Origin of the sequence: Rhodococcus pseudokoreensis (assembly GCF_017068395.1) — a bacterium.
GTDB classification, from domain to species: Bacteria; Actinomycetota; Actinomycetes; order Mycobacteriales; family Mycobacteriaceae; genus Rhodococcus_F; species Rhodococcus_F pseudokoreensis.
Map to the genome: position 1 here is coordinate 4,568,704 of NZ_CP070619.1, position 19,886 is coordinate 4,588,589.

Annotated in this window: 15 protein-coding genes; 6 read left to right on the forward strand and 9 right to left on the reverse strand. The window is 67.9% G+C overall.

Translation table 11 applies throughout. The annotated features are described in order from the left end of the window. Window positions 1–16 precede the first annotated feature (16 nt). From JWS13_RS26070 to JWS13_RS26085, 4 genes are all read left to right on the forward strand, one after another. A complete protein-coding gene (locus JWS13_RS26070; RefSeq protein ID WP_206008240.1) occupies window positions 17–2,011 on the forward strand; it encodes an acetoacetate--CoA ligase in 1,995 nt (664 codons plus the stop codon). Then, window positions 2,008–2,952 carry an amidohydrolase family protein gene (locus tag JWS13_RS26075; protein WP_241032302.1) on the forward strand — a complete coding sequence of 315 codons (945 nt, stop codon included), beginning with the start codon at window positions 2,008–2,010 and terminating at the stop codon, window positions 2,950–2,952. The genes JWS13_RS26070 and JWS13_RS26075 overlap by 4 nt, the downstream gene beginning before the upstream one ends. 45 nt (window positions 2,953–2,997) lie before the next feature. Further along, the gene (gene proS / locus JWS13_RS26080) at window positions 2,998–4,437 is read left to right on the forward strand and encodes a proline--tRNA ligase (RefSeq protein ID WP_206008241.1); all 1,440 of its coding nucleotides are present in this window, start codon (window positions 2,998–3,000) and stop codon (window positions 4,435–4,437) included. A gap of 114 nt (window positions 4,438–4,551) precedes the next feature. After that, window positions 4,552–5,340, forward strand: coding sequence for a hypothetical protein (locus tag JWS13_RS26085; protein WP_206008242.1), 789 nt, complete (start codon window positions 4,552–4,554; stop codon window positions 5,338–5,340). Window positions 5,341–5,383: 43 nt separating this feature from the next. On the opposite strand, the gene JWS13_RS26090 is transcribed toward JWS13_RS26085, so the two are convergent. Next, complete coding sequence (locus JWS13_RS26090) at window positions 5,384–6,556, reverse strand: MFS transporter (RefSeq protein WP_206011727.1); 1,173 nt, start codon at window positions 6,554–6,556, stop codon at window positions 5,384–5,386. A gap of 142 nt (window positions 6,557–6,698) precedes the next feature. On the opposite strand from JWS13_RS26090, the gene JWS13_RS26095 reads away from it, so the two are divergent. Continuing rightward, complete coding sequence (locus tag JWS13_RS26095) at window positions 6,699–8,060, forward strand: amidase (RefSeq protein ID WP_206008243.1); 1,362 nt, start codon at window positions 6,699–6,701, stop codon at window positions 8,058–8,060. Between the two features lie 18 nt (window positions 8,061–8,078). Here JWS13_RS26095 and JWS13_RS26100 read toward each other — a convergent pair whose 3' ends face one another. Continuing rightward, a complete protein-coding gene (locus JWS13_RS26100) occupies window positions 8,079–9,266 on the reverse strand; it encodes a CaiB/BaiF CoA transferase family protein (RefSeq protein ID WP_206008244.1) in 1,188 nt (395 codons plus the stop codon). A 183-nt stretch (window positions 9,267–9,449) separates the two neighbouring features. Between JWS13_RS26100 and JWS13_RS26105 the strand changes: the two genes are divergently transcribed. Then, window positions 9,450–10,553, forward strand: coding sequence for an XdhC family protein (locus tag JWS13_RS26105; protein WP_206008245.1), 1,104 nt, complete (start codon window positions 9,450–9,452; stop codon window positions 10,551–10,553). Between the two features lie 48 nt (window positions 10,554–10,601). Here JWS13_RS26105 and JWS13_RS26110 read toward each other — a convergent pair whose 3' ends face one another. The 7 genes from JWS13_RS26110 to JWS13_RS26140 all read right to left on the reverse strand — a co-directional run bounded on the left by JWS13_RS26110 (window position 10,602) and on the right by JWS13_RS26140 (window position 19,874). Beyond that, on the reverse strand, window positions 10,602–11,627 hold the full coding sequence (locus JWS13_RS26110) for an NADPH:quinone oxidoreductase family protein (protein ID WP_206008246.1): 1,026 nt from the start codon (window positions 11,625–11,627) through the stop codon (window positions 10,602–10,604). After that, the gene (locus tag JWS13_RS26115; RefSeq protein WP_338050676.1) at window positions 11,624–12,523 is read right to left on the reverse strand and encodes an acyl-CoA thioesterase domain-containing protein; all 900 of its coding nucleotides are present in this window, start codon (window positions 12,521–12,523) and stop codon (window positions 11,624–11,626) included. Before JWS13_RS26115 ends, JWS13_RS26110 begins: the two co-directional genes overlap by 4 nt. Then, complete coding sequence (locus JWS13_RS26120; RefSeq protein ID WP_206008248.1) at window positions 12,520–14,073, reverse strand: class I adenylate-forming enzyme family protein; 1,554 nt, start codon at window positions 14,071–14,073, stop codon at window positions 12,520–12,522. The genes JWS13_RS26115 and JWS13_RS26120 overlap by 4 nt, the downstream gene beginning before the upstream one ends. 44 nt (window positions 14,074–14,117) lie before the next feature. Beyond that, complete coding sequence (locus tag JWS13_RS26125; protein WP_206008249.1) at window positions 14,118–14,930, reverse strand: MBL fold metallo-hydrolase; 813 nt, start codon at window positions 14,928–14,930, stop codon at window positions 14,118–14,120. Window positions 14,931–14,992: 62 nt separating this feature from the next. Then, window positions 14,993–16,564, reverse strand: coding sequence for a class I adenylate-forming enzyme family protein (locus tag JWS13_RS26130; RefSeq protein ID WP_206008250.1), 1,572 nt, complete (start codon window positions 16,562–16,564; stop codon window positions 14,993–14,995). 8 nt (window positions 16,565–16,572) lie between these two features. Beyond that, entirely contained in the window at window positions 16,573–18,723 is a 2,151-nt protein-coding gene (locus JWS13_RS26135) for an acetate--CoA ligase family protein (RefSeq protein ID WP_206008251.1), read from the reverse strand. After that, window positions 18,720–19,874 (reverse strand): acyl-CoA dehydrogenase family protein, encoded by a 1,155-nt coding sequence (locus tag JWS13_RS26140; RefSeq protein WP_241032303.1) that lies wholly within the window; start codon window positions 19,872–19,874, stop codon window positions 18,720–18,722. The genes JWS13_RS26135 and JWS13_RS26140 overlap by 4 nt, the downstream gene beginning before the upstream one ends. Window positions 19,875–19,886: the final 12 nt, after the last annotated feature.

A 19,886-nucleotide genomic window follows, 5' to 3' on the forward strand; every position in this document is an offset into this window, starting at 1 on the left:
CATCGCAAGGACTGGGATGAACACCCTTTCGACCACCACCACCGGCGCTGCGCCGGAACCGATCTGGACACCGGACCCCGAGCGGGTGGCGCGGGCACGGATCACCGAATTCGCCGACTTCGCCGCCGCCCGCACCGGTGCGGTCTACCCGGACTACCACGACCTCTGGAACTTCTCCGTCGAGGAACCGTCCGCCTTCTGGTCGGCGGTGTGGGACTTCTTCGACATCGCCGCCGACGGCGACGCCGGCGAGGTGCTCACCGACGCCGCCATGCCGGGTGCCCGGTGGTTCCCCGGGACCCGGCTCAACTACACCGAACACGCGCTGCGCCATGGTGACTCGCCCGAGGCCGCGATCATCTCCATCGCCGAGGACGGCGTCACCACCGAGATCAGCTGGACGCAACTGCGCCGGCAGGTCGCCGCCGTCGCGGCGTGGCTGCGCGAGCAGGGTGTCGGGGTGGGCGACCGCGTCGTCGGCTATCTTCCCAACACGTTCCACGCCGTCGTCGCGTTCCTCGCGACCGCGGGGATCGGAGCGGTGTGGTCCGCCTGCGGCCAGGACTACGGGGCGTCGGGTGCCGCGTCCCGTTTCGCCCAACTCGACCCGGTGATCCTCGTCGCCGCCGACGGATACCGGTGGAACGGTCGCGTTCACGACCGCCGCGGTGACGTCGCCGACCTCGTTCGGCAACTGCCCACCCTCCGCAGCACGGTGCACGTCCCCGTACTCGGACTGCTCCTCGATGTCGACGACGCGCAGCACGTGCCCTGGGACGAGGTGACTGCCGCCGACGCCGAACCGGACTTCGTGCGCGTCGAATTCGATGCGCCCCTGTGGGTGCTGTTCTCCTCGGGCACGACCGGACTGCCGAAGGGGATTGTGCACGGACACGGCGGCGTGATCCTCGACCACCACAAACTGCTGGGATTACACAACGATCTTCGGGCCGGGGAGCGGTTCTTCTGGTACACGACCCCCAACTGGATGATGTGGAACATGGTCGTCTCGGGTCTTCTGGTCGGCGCCACCATCGTCCTGTACGACGGCAGTCCCGCCCACCCGGATCCGCAGCGGCTGTGGGACATCGCCGCCGAGCACCGCGTCAGCGTCCTCGGGCTGAGTCCCGGCTACCTGCTCGGTTGCGCGAAGGCCGGTCTCGAACCCGGACGCGACCTCGACCTGCGCGCGCTGCGACTCATCGGATCCACGGGTGCACCCCTGCCGCCGCAGTCCTATCAGTGGGTCCGCGATCACGTCGGGGACCGCGTGCAGGTGGCCTCGACCAGCGGTGGCACCGATGTCGTCAGTGGCTTCGCGGGCAGCGCACCCACGACCGCGGTGTGGCCGGGCGAGATCTCCGCACCGCTGCTGGGGGTGGCGCTCGCCGCGTGGGATGCCGACGGCACTCCGGTCGTCGACGAGGTCGGGGAACTCGTCGTCACCACACCGATGCCGTCGATGCCGATCTACTTCTGGAACGACCCCGACGGCACGCGCTATCGCGACGCGTACTTCGGCACGTACCCCGGTGTGTGGCGGCACGGCGACTGGGTCACGGTCACCGCACGCGGCAGCGTCGTCATCTCCGGCCGGTCCGATTCCACCCTCAACCGGCAGGGAGTGCGCCTGGGCAGCGCAGACGTCTACGACGTCGTCGAGGATCTCCCGGAGATCCGGGAGGCGCTGGTGATCGGTGCCGAACTCGCTGACGGCGGCTACTGGATGCCGCTGTTCGTGGTTCTCGCCGACGAAACCGACCTCGACGATGAACTTCGCGAACGCATCGTCGCGGCCATCGGCACCCAGGCCTCCCCCCGCCACGTCCCCGACGAAATCATCGCCGTCCCCGCCATCCCGCACACCCGGACCGGCAAGAAACTCGAGGTGCCGATCAAACGGCTGCTGCAGGGCGCACCGATAGAGAAGGTCGTCGGCAGCGACACCGTCGACGACTCCGCATCCCTGCAGTACTTCACCCGGTTCGTTCCCCGAAAGGTGCAGTCGTGACTTCCGGCGCGCAGGCACTGGTCGACGTGCACCCGCATTTCGTCACCGACCGCTACGTCACCGCGGCCCGCGCCGCCGGACACCACCAGCCCGACGGCATGCCGGGCTGGCCGAGTTGGAACGTCGCCGACCACCTCGCCCTGATGGACGAGGGCGGCATCGGCACCGCGATGCTGTCCGTGTCGTCACCCGGGACGCACTTCGGTGACGACCGCGCCGCCCGAGACCTCACCCGCGAGGTCAACGAATATGCCGCGGACCTGGTGCGCCGGCACCCCGGACGGTTCGGGCATTTCGCGAGCCTGCCCCTGCCCGACGTCGACAGTGCACTGCTCGAAATCGGCTATGCGCTCGATGTTCTGGGCTCCGACGGGGTCGCGGTCGAAACGAACGCCCACGGCCTGTATCTCGGCGACACCCGGTTCGACCCGGTCTGGGTCGAACTCGACCGTCGCCGGGCCGTCGTCTTCGTGCACCCCACGTCGCCGCCCGGCCACGAGTCCGTGTCGCTGGGACGGCCCCGGCCGATGCTCGAGTTCGTCTTCGACTCCGCCCGAGCGGTCAGCGACCTGGTGTTCACCGGCGTCCTGCTGCGGTACCCGAACATCGAATGGGTCTTCACCCACGGCGGCGGCGCCCTGCCGTTGCTCGCCGACCGGATGGAACTGTTCCGTGGGCTGCTCCCGGGACACGACCCGAGTGTCCCGCCGGTGCCGGATCAGCTGCGCCGGCTGTGGTTCGACCTGGCCGGCACCCCGCTCCCTTACCAGATTCCCGCCCTGACGGCCGCATTCGGATCCGACCGCGTTCTCTACGGCAGCGACTACTGCTGGACCCCCGCATCCGCGACGGCCCACCAGCTCGCGTCCGTCGACACCTGGCGCACGGTGACCACGGACAACGCCCACCGGCTGTTCCCTCGGCTCGCCGCCCACCACTGAAAAATGAAGTGCCCGCGCACGGGCGGCCGAGTAATCTGCGTGGGCATGGCACGGGATGAACGCGGTGTGATCGACCAGAGTGAGGACTTCGCCGCCTGGTACAACGAGGTGGTGTTCAAGGCCGGGCTCGTCGACCGGGGTCCGGCCAAGGGCACCATGGTGATCCGGCCGTACGGGTACCGGCTGTGGGAGCTGCTGCAGTCCGAACTGGACCGCCGCATCAAGGACACCGGTCACGAGAATGCGTACTTCCCGTTGCTGATTCCGGAGAGCTACCTCGGCCGGGAAGCGGAACACGTCGAAGGGTTTTCTCCGGAACTGGCGGTCGTCACCCACGCCGGCGGGAAGAAGCTGGAAGAACCGTTGGTGGTGCGGCCGACGTCGGAGACGATCATCGGCGAGATGATGGCCAAATGGATCAGCTCGTACCGCGACCTGCCGCTGTTGTTGAATCAGTGGGCGAACGTCGTGCGGTGGGAGCTGCGGCCGCGAATGTTTCTCCGCACCACGGAATTTCTGTGGCAGGAGGGTCATACCGCGCACGCAGGCGAAGGCGCGGCCCGCCGCGAGACGCTGCTCGCGCTCGAGCTGTATCACGAGGTGGCGCGGGAGTGGGCCGCGATTCCGGTCGTCCCGGGTGAGAAGACACCCGGTGAACGGTTCGCCGGCGCGGTGGCGACGTACACGATCGAGGGCATGATGCGGGACGGCCGGGCGCTGCAATCCGGCACGTCGCATTACATGGGCACCAACTTCGCGTCGGCGTTCGACATCCGCTACACCGCCGAGGACGGTCGAGAAGAGCTGTGTCACACGACGTCCTGGGGGATGAGCACTCGGATGATCGGGGGCATCGTCATGACGCACGGCGACGACAAGGGCCTGGTGCTGCCGCCGCGGCTGGCGCCGTACCAGGTGGTGATCGTGCCGATCACCCGTGGCGGCAACGCTGCCGTCGAGGACGCGGCCGAAGACCTGGCTCGCCGTCTCAGAACTGCGGGTGTGCGGACGCATGTCGATGTTCGTCCCCAGCTCACCCCCGGGTACAAGTACAACGAGTGGGAGTTGCGCGGCGTCCCGGTCCGGCTCGAACTCGGCCCACGAGATCTGAAGGCGGGCACCGTGATGATGGTGAAGCGTCTCGGTGACGACGGTAAGCAGGCCGTGCCGATCGACTCCCTGCCCGAGGCCCTGCCGGGGGTCCTGGACGACTTCCAGGATTTCCTGCTCGCTCGTGCGACTGCGTTCCGCGACAGCCACACTCGGACCGTCGACGACTGGGAGAAGTTCGCCGACGCGGTGTCGACAGGGTGGGCACTCGCGCTGCATTGCGGGAGCGCCACCTGCGAGGAGGGCATCAAGTCCCGCACCGCCGCCACCCCGCGGTGCGTGCCCCGGGACAGCGAATCGGAGGCGGGGGTGTGCGTGCGGTGCGGGGCGGCGTCGGCGTACGGGAAGCGGGTGGTCTTCGGTCGCGCCTATTGAGGGGTGCCGATCAGCACCCCTCGGGGGACTATTCGCATGGCGGGCACTCGAAGGACGCTGGGACTCGAAAAACCGACCACCCGAACAAGTCCCTCGACCGAATGGAACCCCCGCATGCCCCGCATCCTCGGCACCACCGTCCGCGACACGCACGAACACGATCCGCCGGGCTCCGTCTCGCCCGCAGTCTCACCCGCCATCGAATCCGTTCCGAAACCGGTCCGTCACCACTGGACCTTCGCGCGGATCGGCCTGTACCTGCTGCTCGCGTCCCTGCCGCTACTGGCGATCTCTGCGCAGGTGTTCGGCGTCGTGCCGATGAACACCACCGGTGCGCTGGTGATCATTCCGCTCGCAACGTCCCTCGCCGTGCTGTGCGTGTTCGCGCCGCACCCGATCGACCGCATCGTCGGCCACGGCCTCGGCTGGGGAATGTTCGCGTGTCTGGCCTATGACGCCTTCCGCCTCGACACCGTGTACCTGCTCGGCCTGTGGGGCGACTTCATCCCGAAGATGGGCACCTGGCTCCACTCGGGAACCGACACGCGGACCGGCGCGATCGTCGGCTACCTGTGGCGCTACTTCGGCGACGGCGGCGGAATCGGCATCGCCTTCTTCCTCATCGCCCTCGCGCTCGGCCTCCAGCACCGGTCCAGTCGCACCGTTCTCCTCGCGTTCGTCACGTTCGCGGTGTTCCCGGTCTGGGCCGGGCTGATCGGCACGGTCGCGCTGTCGGACCGCGGTCAGCGCGACATGTTCCCGCTGACGCCGACGACGATCACCCTGTCGCTGATCGGGCACCTGATCTTCGGCCTGGTGCTGGGTCTCGGCTTCCTGCGGGCCCGGGGTCGCCTCGCGCAGCACTGGCCCTGGCCGCCGCTGCTCCCCGTCCGCTCCCGCTGACCCCCACGTGAGTGGCAAAGCGTGCCCGGGCACACTTTGCCACTCACCTGGGGGTGAGGTGCGGATCCGTCGCCTTCCGGCTCACGGCCACGGACGGCAGCATCAGTAATGCCGCCCCCGCGAAACAGGCGGCGTAGCCGATGTGCGGCGCGAGGAGTGAGATGACGAACGGCACGGCGAAGCCGATGTAGATCAGGCAGTAGAACACCGCCACGGTCTGCGCGAGTTCGTCTTCCGGCGCCAGCTTCTCGACGGACGCGAGTCCCGACCCGAGCAGGATGCCGTAGCAGGATCCGAGCAGGAAGGCCGCGACGACGATCGCGGCGACCGACAGCGCGCCGCCGGTATAGGCAGCCACGGTCGCGGCGCCGAAACCGAGCACCCCGAGCAGGATGCCGACGCGGATCCCGGCGTCGTCGTCCTGCTCCGACCACCGTTTGGCCCACGGCTGGATCACCGCCCCGGTGATCAGGGTCAGTGCCGCGACGAGACCGGTGAACGCCACCGACGTGGAGCGCAGTGACTCGGAGACGAGCGGCGGAAGCGTCGCGAACGACACGGTCGCCACCCCGAACACCCACGGCGCCCAGGGCGCGATGCCCAACCGGAACCGGGAGGTGGCGAGCGCCGACAGGGGCTTGGCGACGAGGTCCGTCGCGCGGGCCCGCGCATCGGGCACCGACCACACCAGGGCCAGCGCCCCGACCATCAACACGATGTGCACCAGATACGGGAGCAGTTCCGGCGCGGGGAGCCACTGCGCGATCAGGCCCGCGAACAGGGCTCCGCAACCGAAGCCCGCCGACAACGACACCGCCGCGCGGCGCGCACCCGCCCCGGCTTGCGACGTGGAGCTGAGTTCCTTCATCCAGGCGGTGCCGGCGCCGAACGCCATGCCGGAGGCGAGTCCGGCCAGCACCCGTCCCAGATAGAGCAGGTCGGGGACGGCGGCTCCCGCGATCAGGACGAGGGAGGAGACGATGCCGACGGGGATCATCGGGCGGATCACCGCTCGCCGGCCGAACCGGTCGGACACGCGCCCGAAGTACAGCAGCGCAGGGATCAGCCCGACGACATACGACGCGAGCATCGCGGTGAACGAACCGCTCCCGAGACCGAGTTGCTCGCGGTAGACCAGCTGCATCGGGGCGAACTGGTTGGCTCCCCAGCTGACCGCGAACAGCGCGAAGGCAAGGCGGACCCAGGGCGAGAGCATCATCCGATCCTCCCAGAACCGGTAGCGCGGCGAAGTATCAACTCTTCACAGGTCGGGCCCCGCATTCCTGTGCACACTGGCCGTGTGCGGCGGGCCCGGGGATGTCTAGCGTCGACCTCTGAGCACGAGCCGAGGAGGACATGTGTGGGGTAACGACGGCAGTTGGGTCGGCTCGGACGCGCACGCGATCGCCCGCGCCGTGACCGGCGGGGAGGTGTCCGCGAGCCAGGTGCTCGACGACCACCTGGCGCACATCAAGGCGCGGAACCCGGAGCTGAACGCCGTCGTCACCGTCGCCGAGGACCAGGCGATCCGGGCCGCCGACGACCTCGACACCCGGATCGGCCGAGGTGAGGACGTCGGACCGCTGGCCGGGGTGCCGTTCACGGTGAAGGACCTCATCGCGACCGCGGGGGTCCGGACGACGGCGGGTTCGCGCGCGCTCGAGCACAACGTGCCGCGCGTCGACGCCCCCGCGGTGGCCGCGATGAGGGCGGCCGGCGCGATCCTCGTCGGCAAGACGAACACCCCGGAGTTCGGGGCCAGCGGTCTCACGCACAACGACCTGTTCGGGTACACCGTGAACCCACTCCGGCCCGACGGGGTTCCCCGCTCGCCCGGCGGTTCGAGCGGCGGCGAGGCGGCGGCGATCGCGTCCGGGATGAGCGTGGTCGGTCTCGGCACCGACTTCGGCGGGTCGGTGCGCTGGCCCGCACACTGCACGGGACTGCGCTCCGTCCGCCCGACCGTCGGCCGGGTCGACCCCGACGGCCAGTATCCCGGCGTCGCGTCGGGCGATCACCTGCTGACCAATCCGGCGACCATGCACGGCACGCTGCAGACGATCGGTCCGATGGTGCGGACGCTGGACGACGCGGCCCTCGTGCTGCGGGTGCTCTCGTCCCGGCAGTACCGGTGGACCGACCCGGGCACGGTGGACCTCTCCCGTCTCGACGTCACGTGGGCGCCCGGTGAGGGGACCGTCCCGGTGGACGAGGAGATCGTCGCGGCCGTCGCCGGTGCCGCCCGGCAACTCGGTGCCCGCCCGTACCGGGGTGCGGCGCTGGCGGAGGGGAACGACCTGTTCGGGTCGCTGCGGTCCGTCGAAACCCACACCGACATTGCAGAACTCGGCACCGGATTCGGGAAAGACATCGCCGCGATGCTCGCCGCCGGGCGGGACGTGGACCGGCGCGGGGTCGAACGGCTGTGGGCGCGGCGATCGGAACTGGTGCACCGGTTGCTCGGCGAGATGGGGGACGTCCTGATCCTCCCCGTCGCCTCGATTCCGGCGCCCCCGCTCGGCCAAGAACTGTTCGACGTCGGTGGGCAGTCGCTGACCTGGGCTCAGGCCCTGGCGAGTTGCCGCGCGGTCAGTGTGACGGGCCTGCCGTCCGTCGTCGTCCCGGTGGGAAACACCCGGTCCGGGTTGCCGATCGGCGTGCAGGTGGTCGCGCGGCCGTGGTGCGAGCACGTTGCACTGGCCGTGGCCGCCCGGTTGTGAGGCGACCACGGCCGCGCGTCAGATCACCCGGTCCCGCCGGAGGCCCTCGATGTTCTCCTCGCTCAACCCGAATTCGCCCAGCACCTCGGCCGTGTCCTGCCCCAGCACCATCGGCGGCGCATTCCGGATCGGCAGGGTTTCCTCGTCCACCCAGAGCGGACTCCGGACCAGCGGCACTTCACCGCCGTCCGGGGTGGCCACGGGCTGCACCATCTTCAGGGCCCGCACCTGCGGGTCGGCGAACGCCTGATCGATCGTGTGGACGGGGCCGCACGGGATGCCCGCCGCACGAATCAGCGTCACCCATTCTGCGGCCGGACGTGCGGACAGCAGTTCGAGCAGTTCCTTCGTGAGCGGATCCCGGTGTGCGAGTCGTGACTGGCCGGTGCGGTATTCGGGCCGGTCGGCGAGTTCGCGGTCCCCGAGAACGTCGCACAGCGACTGCCAGTGCCGGTCCGAGCCGGTCGCGATGATGATGGGGAAATCGGCGGTGTCGAACGTGCCGTACGGCGTGATCGTCGGGTGCGTGTTTCCGTTCGGCTCCGCGACGCGTCCGGTGCTCAGGTAGTCCTGCGCCTGGAACGACATGATCGACAGCGCCGATTCGAGCAGGGACGTCTGCACGTGATGACCCGCACCGTCCCGCCCCCGGGCCACGAGTGCCGCCGTGATGCCCAGCGCCGCATAGATACCGGACACCGTGTCGATGATCGGGATCCCGACGCGCATCGGCGTGTGGTCGCCGGCACCGGTCACCGACATCAGGCCCGACATGCCCTGCGCCACCTGATCGAGTCCCGGCGAGAACTGCTCGGGACCGGTCGGCCCGAAACCGCTGACACTCATGACGATCACCCCGGGATTGTCCGCGGCGAGCGACTCCTGATCGAGCCCCATGTCCGCGAGAACACCCGGGCGGAAATTCTCCACGATGACGTCCACGCCGACGGCGATGCGGCGCAGCAGTTTCCGGCCCTGTTCGCTGCGCATGTCGAGGGCGACCGAACGCTTGCCGCGGTTGACGGACGTGAAGTACAGGCTGTCGCTGCCGTCGAACGGCGGCCACTGCCGGGAACTGTCGCCACCGGAACGGGTCTCGACCTTGATGATGTCGGCGCCGAAGTCCGACAGCAGTGCCGTGCACAGCGGTCCGGCGAGTGCGCGCGTGAGGTCGAGGACCCGGATCCCGCTGAGCAACTGGTTCATGGTGGATCCTCGGTTCTCTGTGAAGGAAGGGGGACCGTCCGAGAATTGCGGACTCACCGGTCGATAGCGATGGCGAGAATGCACAAGCGGCCGCTGGGGATTTCGGCGCATTGTGTGCCGCGACGGCGGGTCGCCGCCGGTTAGCGTGAGCTACCCGAAGAAGAACCCGAGGAGGACGAGACGATGCGCGACATCCTGACGGGCCTGGAAGCGTGGTTCGACCACGGTGAGACGTTCGCGCTCGCCACGGTGGTGCGCACCTGGAAGTCGTCCCCGCGGGCGCCGGGCGCGGCGATGGCCGTGTCGGAATCCGGTGAGGTCCTCGGAAGTGTGTCCGGTGGGTGCGTCGAGAGCACGCTGTACGAGACGGCGCGGGACGTGCTGGCCGACGGGCGGAGCCGCACCGAAGTGTTCTGCGTGGCCGACGACGACGCGATCGGCGTCGGACTGACGTGCGGCGGCACCATCGAGGTGTTCGTCCAGCGCATCGGACAGCACGACTTCCCGGGTTTCGCGGACGCGGCGCGGCGCATCCGCGGCGGCGAATCGATCGCCGTCGTGACGGAGACCGGCGACGGATCGCGAACCCGTCGCTGCGTGATCACCGGCGACGGGCCGGTGGGCGACCTCGACCTGACCGCCGCCGACATCGAGAACGTTCGCCGGCGGCTCGACGCCGGTGAGTCGCAGGTGTATCAGCTGCGGTCGGAGACAGTGTGCATGGTCGAGATCTTCGCGCCGCCACCGCGGATGTACATCTTCGGGGCCATCGACTTCGCCGCCGCCATGTGCACGCTGGGAGCGTTCGCCGGCTACCACGTCACGGTGATCGACGCCCGCGGCGTGTTCGCGACCCGCGCCCGGTTCCCGGACGCCGACGACGTCGTCGTGATGTGGCCGCACCGATTCCTCGAGACCGCACCGGTCGACCGCCGGACCGTCCTGGCCGTGCTGACCCACGACGAGAAATTCGACATTCCCCTGCTGGAGCTGGCCCTGCGATCGGACGCGGCGTACATCGGCGCGATGGGCAGCCGCGCCACCCACGAGCGCCGCGTCGCGCTGCTGCGCGAACAGGGAACCACCGCGGCGGAGCTGGCGCGGCTGCATTCGCCGATCGGCCTCGACCTGGGCGCCCGCACCCCCGAGGAGACGGCGGTGTCGATCCTCGCCGAGATGATGAAGACGACCCGCGGCACCACGGGGCTCGAACTCCACCTGCTCACCGGCCCGATCCACCGCGACGCCCCCGCCGGCACCGGCCGACCGCTCGAGTGCACCGCATGACCTGGTACTGCCGCGGACGGACAGCTTGCTCGGCGATCCGGTTCAGCTCTATCTCGCCCCGCTCGTCTCATCCTGCCCGACAAGGATCACGACACTTCGCCGAGACGATCCCTCTGCCAAGGCACGCATCGCGACGTCGATCTCTCCGAGACGGAACTCTCGGGGTTCTGGGACTGACAGGGCGCCGGTGTCGACAAGCGCCAGCAGCTCGCCGAGAGCGGCTCGGAGCCTGTCTGGGCTACGGGTCCAATAGTCGGTCGATTGAAGGCCGGCCACCGAGACATTCTTCACGAGGAGATGTCCGGGCTTGACGGGTTCGGGTGCGCCCGCTGCGAACCCCACGATTACGATCCTGCCCTCCCAGGCCGTGGCGCGAACGAGTTGACTCAGCAACCGTCCACCGACCACATCGATGACGACATCGACGCCGCGACCACCGGTCACGCGCTTCACCGCATCGACGACCGTCTCCTCGTCCGCTTCCACCACGTTGTCGACGCACTCGCGTAGTTCCGGACGAGCCTTTTCTGCGTCGCGGGAGACAGCCACGACCGTCGCCCCCATAGCCGTGGCGAGTTGGGCGCAGGCGCGGCCGACGCCACCTCGCGCACCGGTGACCAGCACGGTCTCACCTGCGCGTACACCTGCTCGAAAATGTAAGGCCGCGTATGCGGTGAAGTACGCGATTCCGAACGTCGCGGCCGCGGAGTAGGTCATCGAATCCGGGATCCGTGCGACCTGCGCCCCAGGCACCACTGCGGCGCCGGCAATCGCTCCCTGGGCCATTACGGCGAGAACCCTGTCCCCGGGGGCGACGTGGCTGACCTCGTCGCCCACCTCGATCACCAGTCCTGCCGCCTCCATTCCCGGGACGAAGGGAAGTTCAGGCCGAACCTGGTACTCACCCTTCATCATCAGCAGGTCAGCAACGTGGAGAGCCGCTGCTCGGGGTGCCACCACCACATCGTGGGGTCCCCATGTTGGAGAAGGGATCTCGTCCACTGCGACGATCGGGGTTTCCTGATAGCGGTGGACTCGAAGGGCCGTGACACCTGATCGACTCGGCGCGGTCATGCGTACTCCGTCCTTCCGTGACGACCCGAGGACAATTCAATCCGGCTACCCCGCATGAGCTGGGTGATGGTGTCCACCGGACGACCGGATTGCAGGACCGTGGACACTGCGGTGTGTCCGAATACCCCTCGATGGTCGTATATTTCGGCCGTACCTACCGAAATGGCACCCCCTCCGACTCGACCCGTCGCAGACAGACCCAGGGACTGCCCGTCGGGGAATCTGGCCAGGGTGAGCGTGACGTCGGCGTTGATGTGGCGGACGCCGCCGCCACCCCAGTGGGTGACGAGATTGGTCAGGTCCGCGGCGGTGGCGGAAGCTTGGAACGGCGATACGCTCTCGCGCTCCACGACCGGGATGCTCCTGCACCAGAGTTGTTTTCGCTCCGAGTTTTGGTGAGCGGCCGCGTCGGCGCTCCATCCATGCTCCTCGCTGAAGAACAGGCGTCCCTCGTCGGTGGCCGGCCGCAGGCCGGCGGGTGGCATGCTCGGGGACCGATCGGGCGACCAGGGTGGATCGGCGACCACCCGCTGGGTCGTCGGCAGAAACAGCGTGCGAGCGCGCGCCATGACGTGACCGTTCTGAAGGAATTCACTGTCCACGAGCAGCAACCGACCGCCCTCGCGGACGACGGTCGACCTGGTCGACACCGGCGCCATCGTCGCCGCCCTCTGAAGATCAGCAGTAAACCTGACCGGTCGGAGGTCCCGGCGCGCTCGGCCCTCATTCTCCGCCGATCGCGCCAGGGCGCCGGTGACGGCACTGCCCCGCATGTGTTCGCTGCCCCACCCGCTCAGTGCCACCGGCAAGGGCGTCAGCTTCTCGAATTCCGCACCGGGGCAACGACGGAAGTATCCAGACACGCCCACGTTCGTCGTCACGTCATCACATCTCACTCGTGTCCCCCCTCCGATTTGAGCACACGCTTGAGGAGCTTGCCGGAAGCGTTCTTCGGTAGTGCGTCGAGTGCGATATACAAGCGCGGCTTCTTGTAGCCGGCGAGCTTCTCCCGGCACAGGGCATCGAGTTCGTCTGTCGGGATCGGAATCTTGTCCCTGGTCACGACATACGCGGTGACGATCTCGCCCCACTTGGGGTCGGGACGACCGATGACGGCGGCTTCGACGACGTCCGGATGCTTGACGAGTACATCCTCGATCTCGGTGGGAAAGATGTTCACTCCGCCCGAGATGATCATGTCCTTGGCCCGGTCGACCACATAGAGGTAACCCTCTTCGTCGAACCGGCCGAGGTCCCCGCTCGAGATCCAATCCCCGAGGAACTGGTCCTCGGTGGCCCCCGGGTTCTTGTAGTACCGCACTCCCAGCCCCGGTCCCCGCTTGTAGATCTGTCCCACCGTTCCCACGGGGACGTCCTCACCGCTGGGATCGAGGATCCGCAATTCGCATCCGAAATACGGCAGGCCCGCCGAGCGCTCCTTGCGGAGCTGGTCCTCCGGCTTGAGGATGCTGAAGAAGCCCGCCTCCGTCGAGCCGTAGAGCTCGTAGAGTCCCGCAGCGGGGAAGTACTCGAGCAGACGCTCCTTGGTCGCGGTGAGCAGGGGCGATCCGGCCGACATCAGCCGGCGTACCGACCCGATGTCGAACGACGCCCGGTCGGGCACCTCGAGGAGCATCTCGAACATCGTCGGGACCATGGGGATGAACGACACATGTTCACGTTCGATGGTCTGCAGGAGTTCGCGTGCGTTGAATTCCCGGAGCATGACGATCGTTCCGCCGACCATGAGCTGCTGGAGCCCCCAGGTGAACCCGAGGCCGTGGTAGAAGGGCCCGGCGAGGACGGTGACGTCGTTTGCGCGGTTGCCTACCTCGACGGTGATGTCGTACCACCCCTGCCGGGCGATCCGCTGCGGGATCTCACAGACCTTGGGAGGGCCGCTGGTGCCTCCGGTGAATGCCAGGTGATAGACGTCCCATTCATCCATGTCCAGATACTCGACGTCCGTCGACGATCCGGCGAGCACTGTCTCGTAGTCGAGATAGCCGGATGACTCGTCCTTCCCCGCGACGAGGAGGACGTGGTCGGCGGGAATGTGCGGCAGAGTCTCGTGGGCGGCGGCGAACGTGCCGGTGAGATATCCGTCCACGATGACCACCTCGGCATCGCTGTGACGGACCGCGTACTCGATCTCCCCCGGCGTGAACCGATAGCTGATCGGTACGACGGCCGCACCCAGCCCGGCAACCGCATAGACGATCTCGACGTACTGCGCACGATTGGTGAGAATCACCGCCACCTTCGTGCCCTTGTGTACGCCCAGTCTCGCCAGCCCGTTGGCCAGTCTCGCCGTACGCTCGCTCACGTCCGACCAGGTGAGGCGGGTTTCGCCTTCGACGATCGCAGTCTTGTGGCGGAGCAGGTGCGACTGGGCGTGCAGGTGCGGAATCTGCCCGATGGTGAGTTGCTCCCCGTAGGTGACCATCGTCGTCCTTTCAATGCTTCCTGAAGATCATGACACCGAGCCCCTCAGAGGGCGGAGAATCGGCGCTGCCCGTCGGTCAGCACCATCCGCCCGAAATTGAGGCCGGGAAAGTGCGCCCCGGCGACCAGATCCCCACTGGCGGCGAGCTCGTCGGCGAGCCGGTTGCGGGTCTGGGAGGCGAGCTCGGGATCCTCGTCGAAGATGGCCCGCCAGTCCGGTTCCTCGAGCTCGACGGTCGAATGCACGACGTCACCCAGGAGATACCCCCGCCGGCTCTCACCCGAGACGACGAACACGGTCGAACCGGGTGTGTGTCCGGGGCTGTGCAGAGCGTCCACGCCCGGGGCCAGGGTGATGTCCTGGTCGAACAGCTCGAGCTGGTCGGCGATGGGCGAGAGTTTGCGCACGGCACCGGGGCTGGCGTCCGGAGCGTCGACGAAGTGTTCCCAGTCGAGGCGATGCGCACGATAGGTGGCACCCGGAAAGACGACCTGCCCCTTCTGGGTCGTCCAGCCCACGTGATCGAAGTGCAGGTGGGTGAGCAGGACGTCCGTCACCTCTTCGGGCGCCACCCCGTGGGCGCGCAGGGAGTCGAGGAACTTGCCGCCGGTGTACCGGCCCCCGTGTCCGAGCAACTTGTCATCGATGGTGCCCACTCCGGTGTCGACGACGACGACGCGCTCACCGGTTCGGATGAGGAAGCCACCGATGTCGAAGTCGAGAACACCCTGCTCGTCGAGGGCTTCTGCCTTACTCGACCAGGGGTCGTCGACGCCCGGCCGGGTGAGGATGTGGTTCGGGTCCTCGCGGCCTATCCCGTCGAGAACGGGCAGGACTTGAATGTCTCCGAAGTGCATTTTCCAATACCTTTCTTGCACAGTAGTTCCGGAAGCATTCCTGGGAACGCGCCGGAGCGATGTCAGGAAGCCGAGTCCGCGATGGATGCGTAGGTGTCGCGCAGTTCGCGCTTGAGGATCTTTCCGGCGGGGCTCACAGGCAGTGCGTCGACGAACGCGTAGTGGCGGGGGCACTTGTACCTGGCCAGCCGCGCGGCGATCATGTCCCGGACGGAGGACTCGAGTTCGTCCACCGGGCCGGAGTCTGCGGCGGGGACGACGACCGCGCAGCCCACCTCCAGGTACTTGCTGTCGGGGACACCCACCACGGCGACGGCAGCGACACCCGGATGATGGGCGAGCGCCGCCTCGATCTCCGCTGGATAGATGTTCTCGCCGCCGCTACGGATCATGTCCTTGCTGCGACCGCTGACCAGCAGGAAGCCGTCCTCACTGATCTGCCCGAGGTCACCGGTCCGACACCAGCCGTCGACGAACGTCGCCTTCGTGGCTTCCGGTCGATTCCAGTACAGCCCGGAAATGGCGGGCGACCTGACCCAGATCTCCCCCACTTCACCGGCTGCGGCATCGACGTCGTCGGATGCCACCACGCGAATCTCGGTGAGGGGCAGCGGACGGCCGACGGTGTGGGCGTGGCTCCGGCTGAACTCCTGCACGAGGACTGCGGACTGTCCGCCGCCCTCGGTAAGGCCGAAGCCCTTGTTGAGAACCACGTGGGGCAGGTGTTCGCTCAACGCGTCGATCGCCGACGCTTGCAACGGATCACCGCCGGACATGATGAGCTCGAGGGTGTCGATTTTGCGGAGTTCGCCGGCTCCCAGCGCGATCAGGTCGTAGATGAGGAACGGGTAGAGCAGCGCGTGGGTGACCTGCGCGCCCTCGATGGTGCCCGCGATGCGCTCGGCGGACATCCCGCCGCTGGACATGATCACGGCCTTCCCGTACACCATGAGCGCCGGCAGGGTGAAGCACTCGAAGGCGCCGGCGTGGTAGAGCGGACCGGTCGTCATTGTGACGGTCTCAGCGGTGAAGCCCCACTGCATGGCCTGGATGGTGGCGAACCACATGACATTGTCATGGGTCCATACCGACCCCTTCGGTCGGCCGGTCGTTCCGGAGGTGTACATGATCATGACCGGATCATTTCCGGCCGGACGCGGAAGATCGTCGACACCGTGATCGGGGCAGGTGAGGTCGGGTTCCATGGCCCATTCGGGTACCGGAGTGTCGTCGTCCTCGAGGCAGAACCAGGTCCGGACCGAGAGGTCACCGCGAACCGGATCCAGCTGGTCACTGCGGCTGGAGTGAAAGAAGACCACCTCGCTCCCCGAGTCCTCGATGAGGAAGGACAGTTCCGCGGGAGCGAGCCGGAAGTTCAGGCGGACCGCGATCGCGCCGAGGCGGGCGATCGCGAAGTACAGGGCGACGTAGTCGAGGGAGTTCAGCAGGATGATTCCGACCCGGTCGCCCTTGACGACCCCGGCGTCCCTGAGCGCTGTCACGTAGCAATCGCGGCGGGCGCGGAGATCGGCGTAGGTCCACCATGTTGTTCCGTCGATCGACACCGCGGGGGCGCTCTTGTCGCCCCGCGGCAGCGCCCGGAAAGGTGAATCCACGATGTGGTTGATGTCCATGGGAACTCCTACGGTCCTACGTTACCGGCGGTCACAATGACGGCGGGGGTCGACCGAGTGGCATGGGATCGATCGGGTTGCGCGATCCGGACAACGGCGTCGACCGCGAACACACCCTGTCCTTCGGCGCACACCATCACCGGGTTCGCTTCGAGTTCGACCACACCGGAGTCGACCAGATCGGCGGCGCGCGATACGGCGACCACGGCGTCACGCAAGGCCGTGAGGTCCCCCTTGGGGAGGCCACGGAATCCGGTAAGGGCACGGAACGCGGTCACCTCGTCGATCATCTCCTGGGCCGTGGCCGGATCGACGGGTGCGAGACGGACGCTGCGGTCCTGGTGGAGTTCGGCCAGCACTCCGCCCGCGGCGAGAAGCACGATCGGGCCGACATCCGGGTCGACTCGGAATCCGATGAGGGCCTCGCCGAGTCCTCGGATCATCTGCTGCACGAGAATCTGGTCGGTCGGCACGGTGGGGTCGGTTCGCCGCACCGACGAGACGATGGTGTCGACGGCAGACGTCAACCCGGCGGTGTCCTCGACTCCGAGGACGACACCACCCAGGTCCGATTTGTGAGCCAGTCCGGCCGCATGAATCTTCACCGCGGCGGGTGTGGCCACCGGGATCTCGTCGAAGGGCTCTGCCGTGTCGAGGACCGCGAACGGGGCGTGTGGGATACCCAAGTCGGTGAACACCCCGTACGAGGATTGCTCGTCGAGGACGTTCGTCGTTGCCGGTGCCGGAAGGGGAGAGAGTGCCGCCATCCGGGGTGCCCTGGAGGCGAATACCGAGACGATCGCGTCGGCGCAGGACTCCGGGGACCGGAAGGCGCTGATCCCGCAGTCACGAAGCATGCGTAGCGCATCCGGCGCGGAGGGTACGACGAACGCAACGAGGGCCTTGTCGCCTCCTGCCGCGTCGACGATCGGCTTGACGGCGTGCTCCGGATGGAAGCGGGCAGACGAACCCGGGACCGCCACGACGGCATCGAACTCGGGGGCTGCGAGCAGGATGTCGAGTGCGGACTTCATCACCTCGTACCGAGTTCCCGCCAGGGTGAGGTCGACGAGGGTGCCACCACCTGCATCGATGCCGGCGTCGGCGAGCCGGGCTCGGGTCTGCTCGCTCGGCCGGGTCGGTTCGGCGCCGGCCATTGCCAGGCAGTCCACCATCATCGCCCCGCCGCCGCCGGTGGTGGACACGACGGCCACCCGCGGAGCCGAGCGCGCCGCTGCGAGGGTCCGGGCGCGGCGGGCCAGGGGGTGCGCCTCGAGGAGCGCGTCGAAGGTGCGCACGCGGGTGATGCCGAGGTCGCGGAGCGCCGCATCGGCTATCGCATCATCTCCCGCGAGGGCGCCGGTGTGGGAGACGGCCAGTTCGGCGGCCGCGTCCGAGCGCCCGAGCTTGTAAGCCAGCACCGGCTTCCCGCGATCGGCGGCCGCCCGCGCGAAGGCTGCGAGATCGACCGCATGGCTGAGGTTTTCGAGGAAGAGGATATAGCTCGTCACCTCGGGGTCGTCGACCGAAGCGAGACACACTTCGCCCAACGACAGGTCGATTTCGGAGCCGGTGGAGACCATGGAGTGGAAGGCTATTCCCGCGTCCTTGCCGCGTGAGGCCAACGCACCGATGGCACTACCCGACTGGGACGCGACGAAGATCCCCCCACCCATCGGCAACGGCTCGGAAAAGGCGGCATTCGCGGTCAGGACGAGTCGCTGGGAAGTGCTGACCACTCCGAGACTGCTGGGGCCCAGGACACGGGTCCGCCCGGCGGCGGCAACCTCCTCGAGCGACGTCATTCGTCGGCGGGCATCCGCCGAACCACCCACGAAACCGTCGGCCATGATCGTCACCACCGGAACGCCGATCCGGGAGCACTCACGCGCGGCCTCGATCGCCGGATCCGCGCCGGTGAGCACGAAGACGTGGTCCGGGACGGCGGGCAGATCGGCCAGGCTGTCGTACGCTCTGCGACCATCGACGGTGTCGCGGTTCGGGTTGACGACGTAGACGATTCCTGGCCAGTCGCTGTCGGCAAGATTGCGGAGAGGGCGCGAGGTGGTCTTGGCCGGATCGTCGGAGGCTCCCACGATCGCGACGGTCTGCGGCTGCATGAGTGCGTGGTAGAGGCGTTCGCCGGCATCGGGACTCATCGCGTGCCCGCCCTCTGGCTGAACCGGCGATCGAAGACGGTCTCCGCGATGCGGTTCTTCAGGATCTCGGTGGAACCACCGGCGATCTTCCAGCCACGGGTACGCCGGAAGCAGTATTCGACCAGTGATTCTTCGCTGAACCCGATACCACCCATCGCCTGAACGGCGAGGTCTGCGGCACCGAATCCGGCTTCGTTGGCCGCGTACTTCGCGACAGCGGTGTCGTAGGCGGTCGGAAGGTCACCGTCGCCGACGGCGGCAGCACGGTGCAGGAGCAGTTGGGCGGACTCGAGCGCGACCGCGCGCTCTGCGAACATCCACTGCAGCCCCTGAAATTCGGCGAGGGGACGGCCGAACTGTTCGCGCTCGGTGACATGCCGCACGGCGGTATCGAAGGCATAGCGTCCGACAGCCAGCGATCGGGAGGCGTTCCCGAGCCGCTCGACGTTGAATCCCGTGATCTGCCGTTTGAAGCCGCCCTCGCCGAGAAGGACCTGAGCGTCCGGAACGAAGCAGTCCTCGAAGTACAGCTGGCACCAATGCTCACCGTTCATGAACATCGACGGTTCCCCGACGGTCAGACCGGGAGTGCCTGCGTCGATGAGCACCGAGCCGATGCCCCCCACACCCGGGCCGAATCGCACGTACACCAGGTACACCGAGGCGTCCGCACTGTGGGTTCCGAACACCTTGGTGCCGTTGATGACGAACCCGTTGTCCTTACGGATTGCGGTTGTCTGCAGGTCCGTCACCGCCGAGCCTGCCTCGGGCTCGGTCATGCTCAGTCCGATGACCGACCTCCCAGCCAGCAGGTTCGGCAGGTACTTCTCACGCTGCTCGGGCGACGCGTACTCGGCGAAGGTTCGGATCGCGCCGAAGTTGCCTGCCTGGACGACGTCCGCCGATCGCGGGCAGTGCGCTGCGACAGCTTGGATGGCGACGACAGCGGCGAGCAGCGAGGCGCCCTGTCCGCCCTTGTCCTCGGGGATGGTCAGTCCGAGCAGCCCTTGCTGCCCCATCTGCGCGGCGACGTCCCAGGGAAATTCGGGAGCGTGCGCCCTGGCGAGGGCACCCGGCGCGAGCGTCTTGGCTGCAAACGCCGAGACGGAGGCGCGGAAGTCCTCGATGTCATCGGGAAGGCGGAAGTCCACGGCGAAATCTCC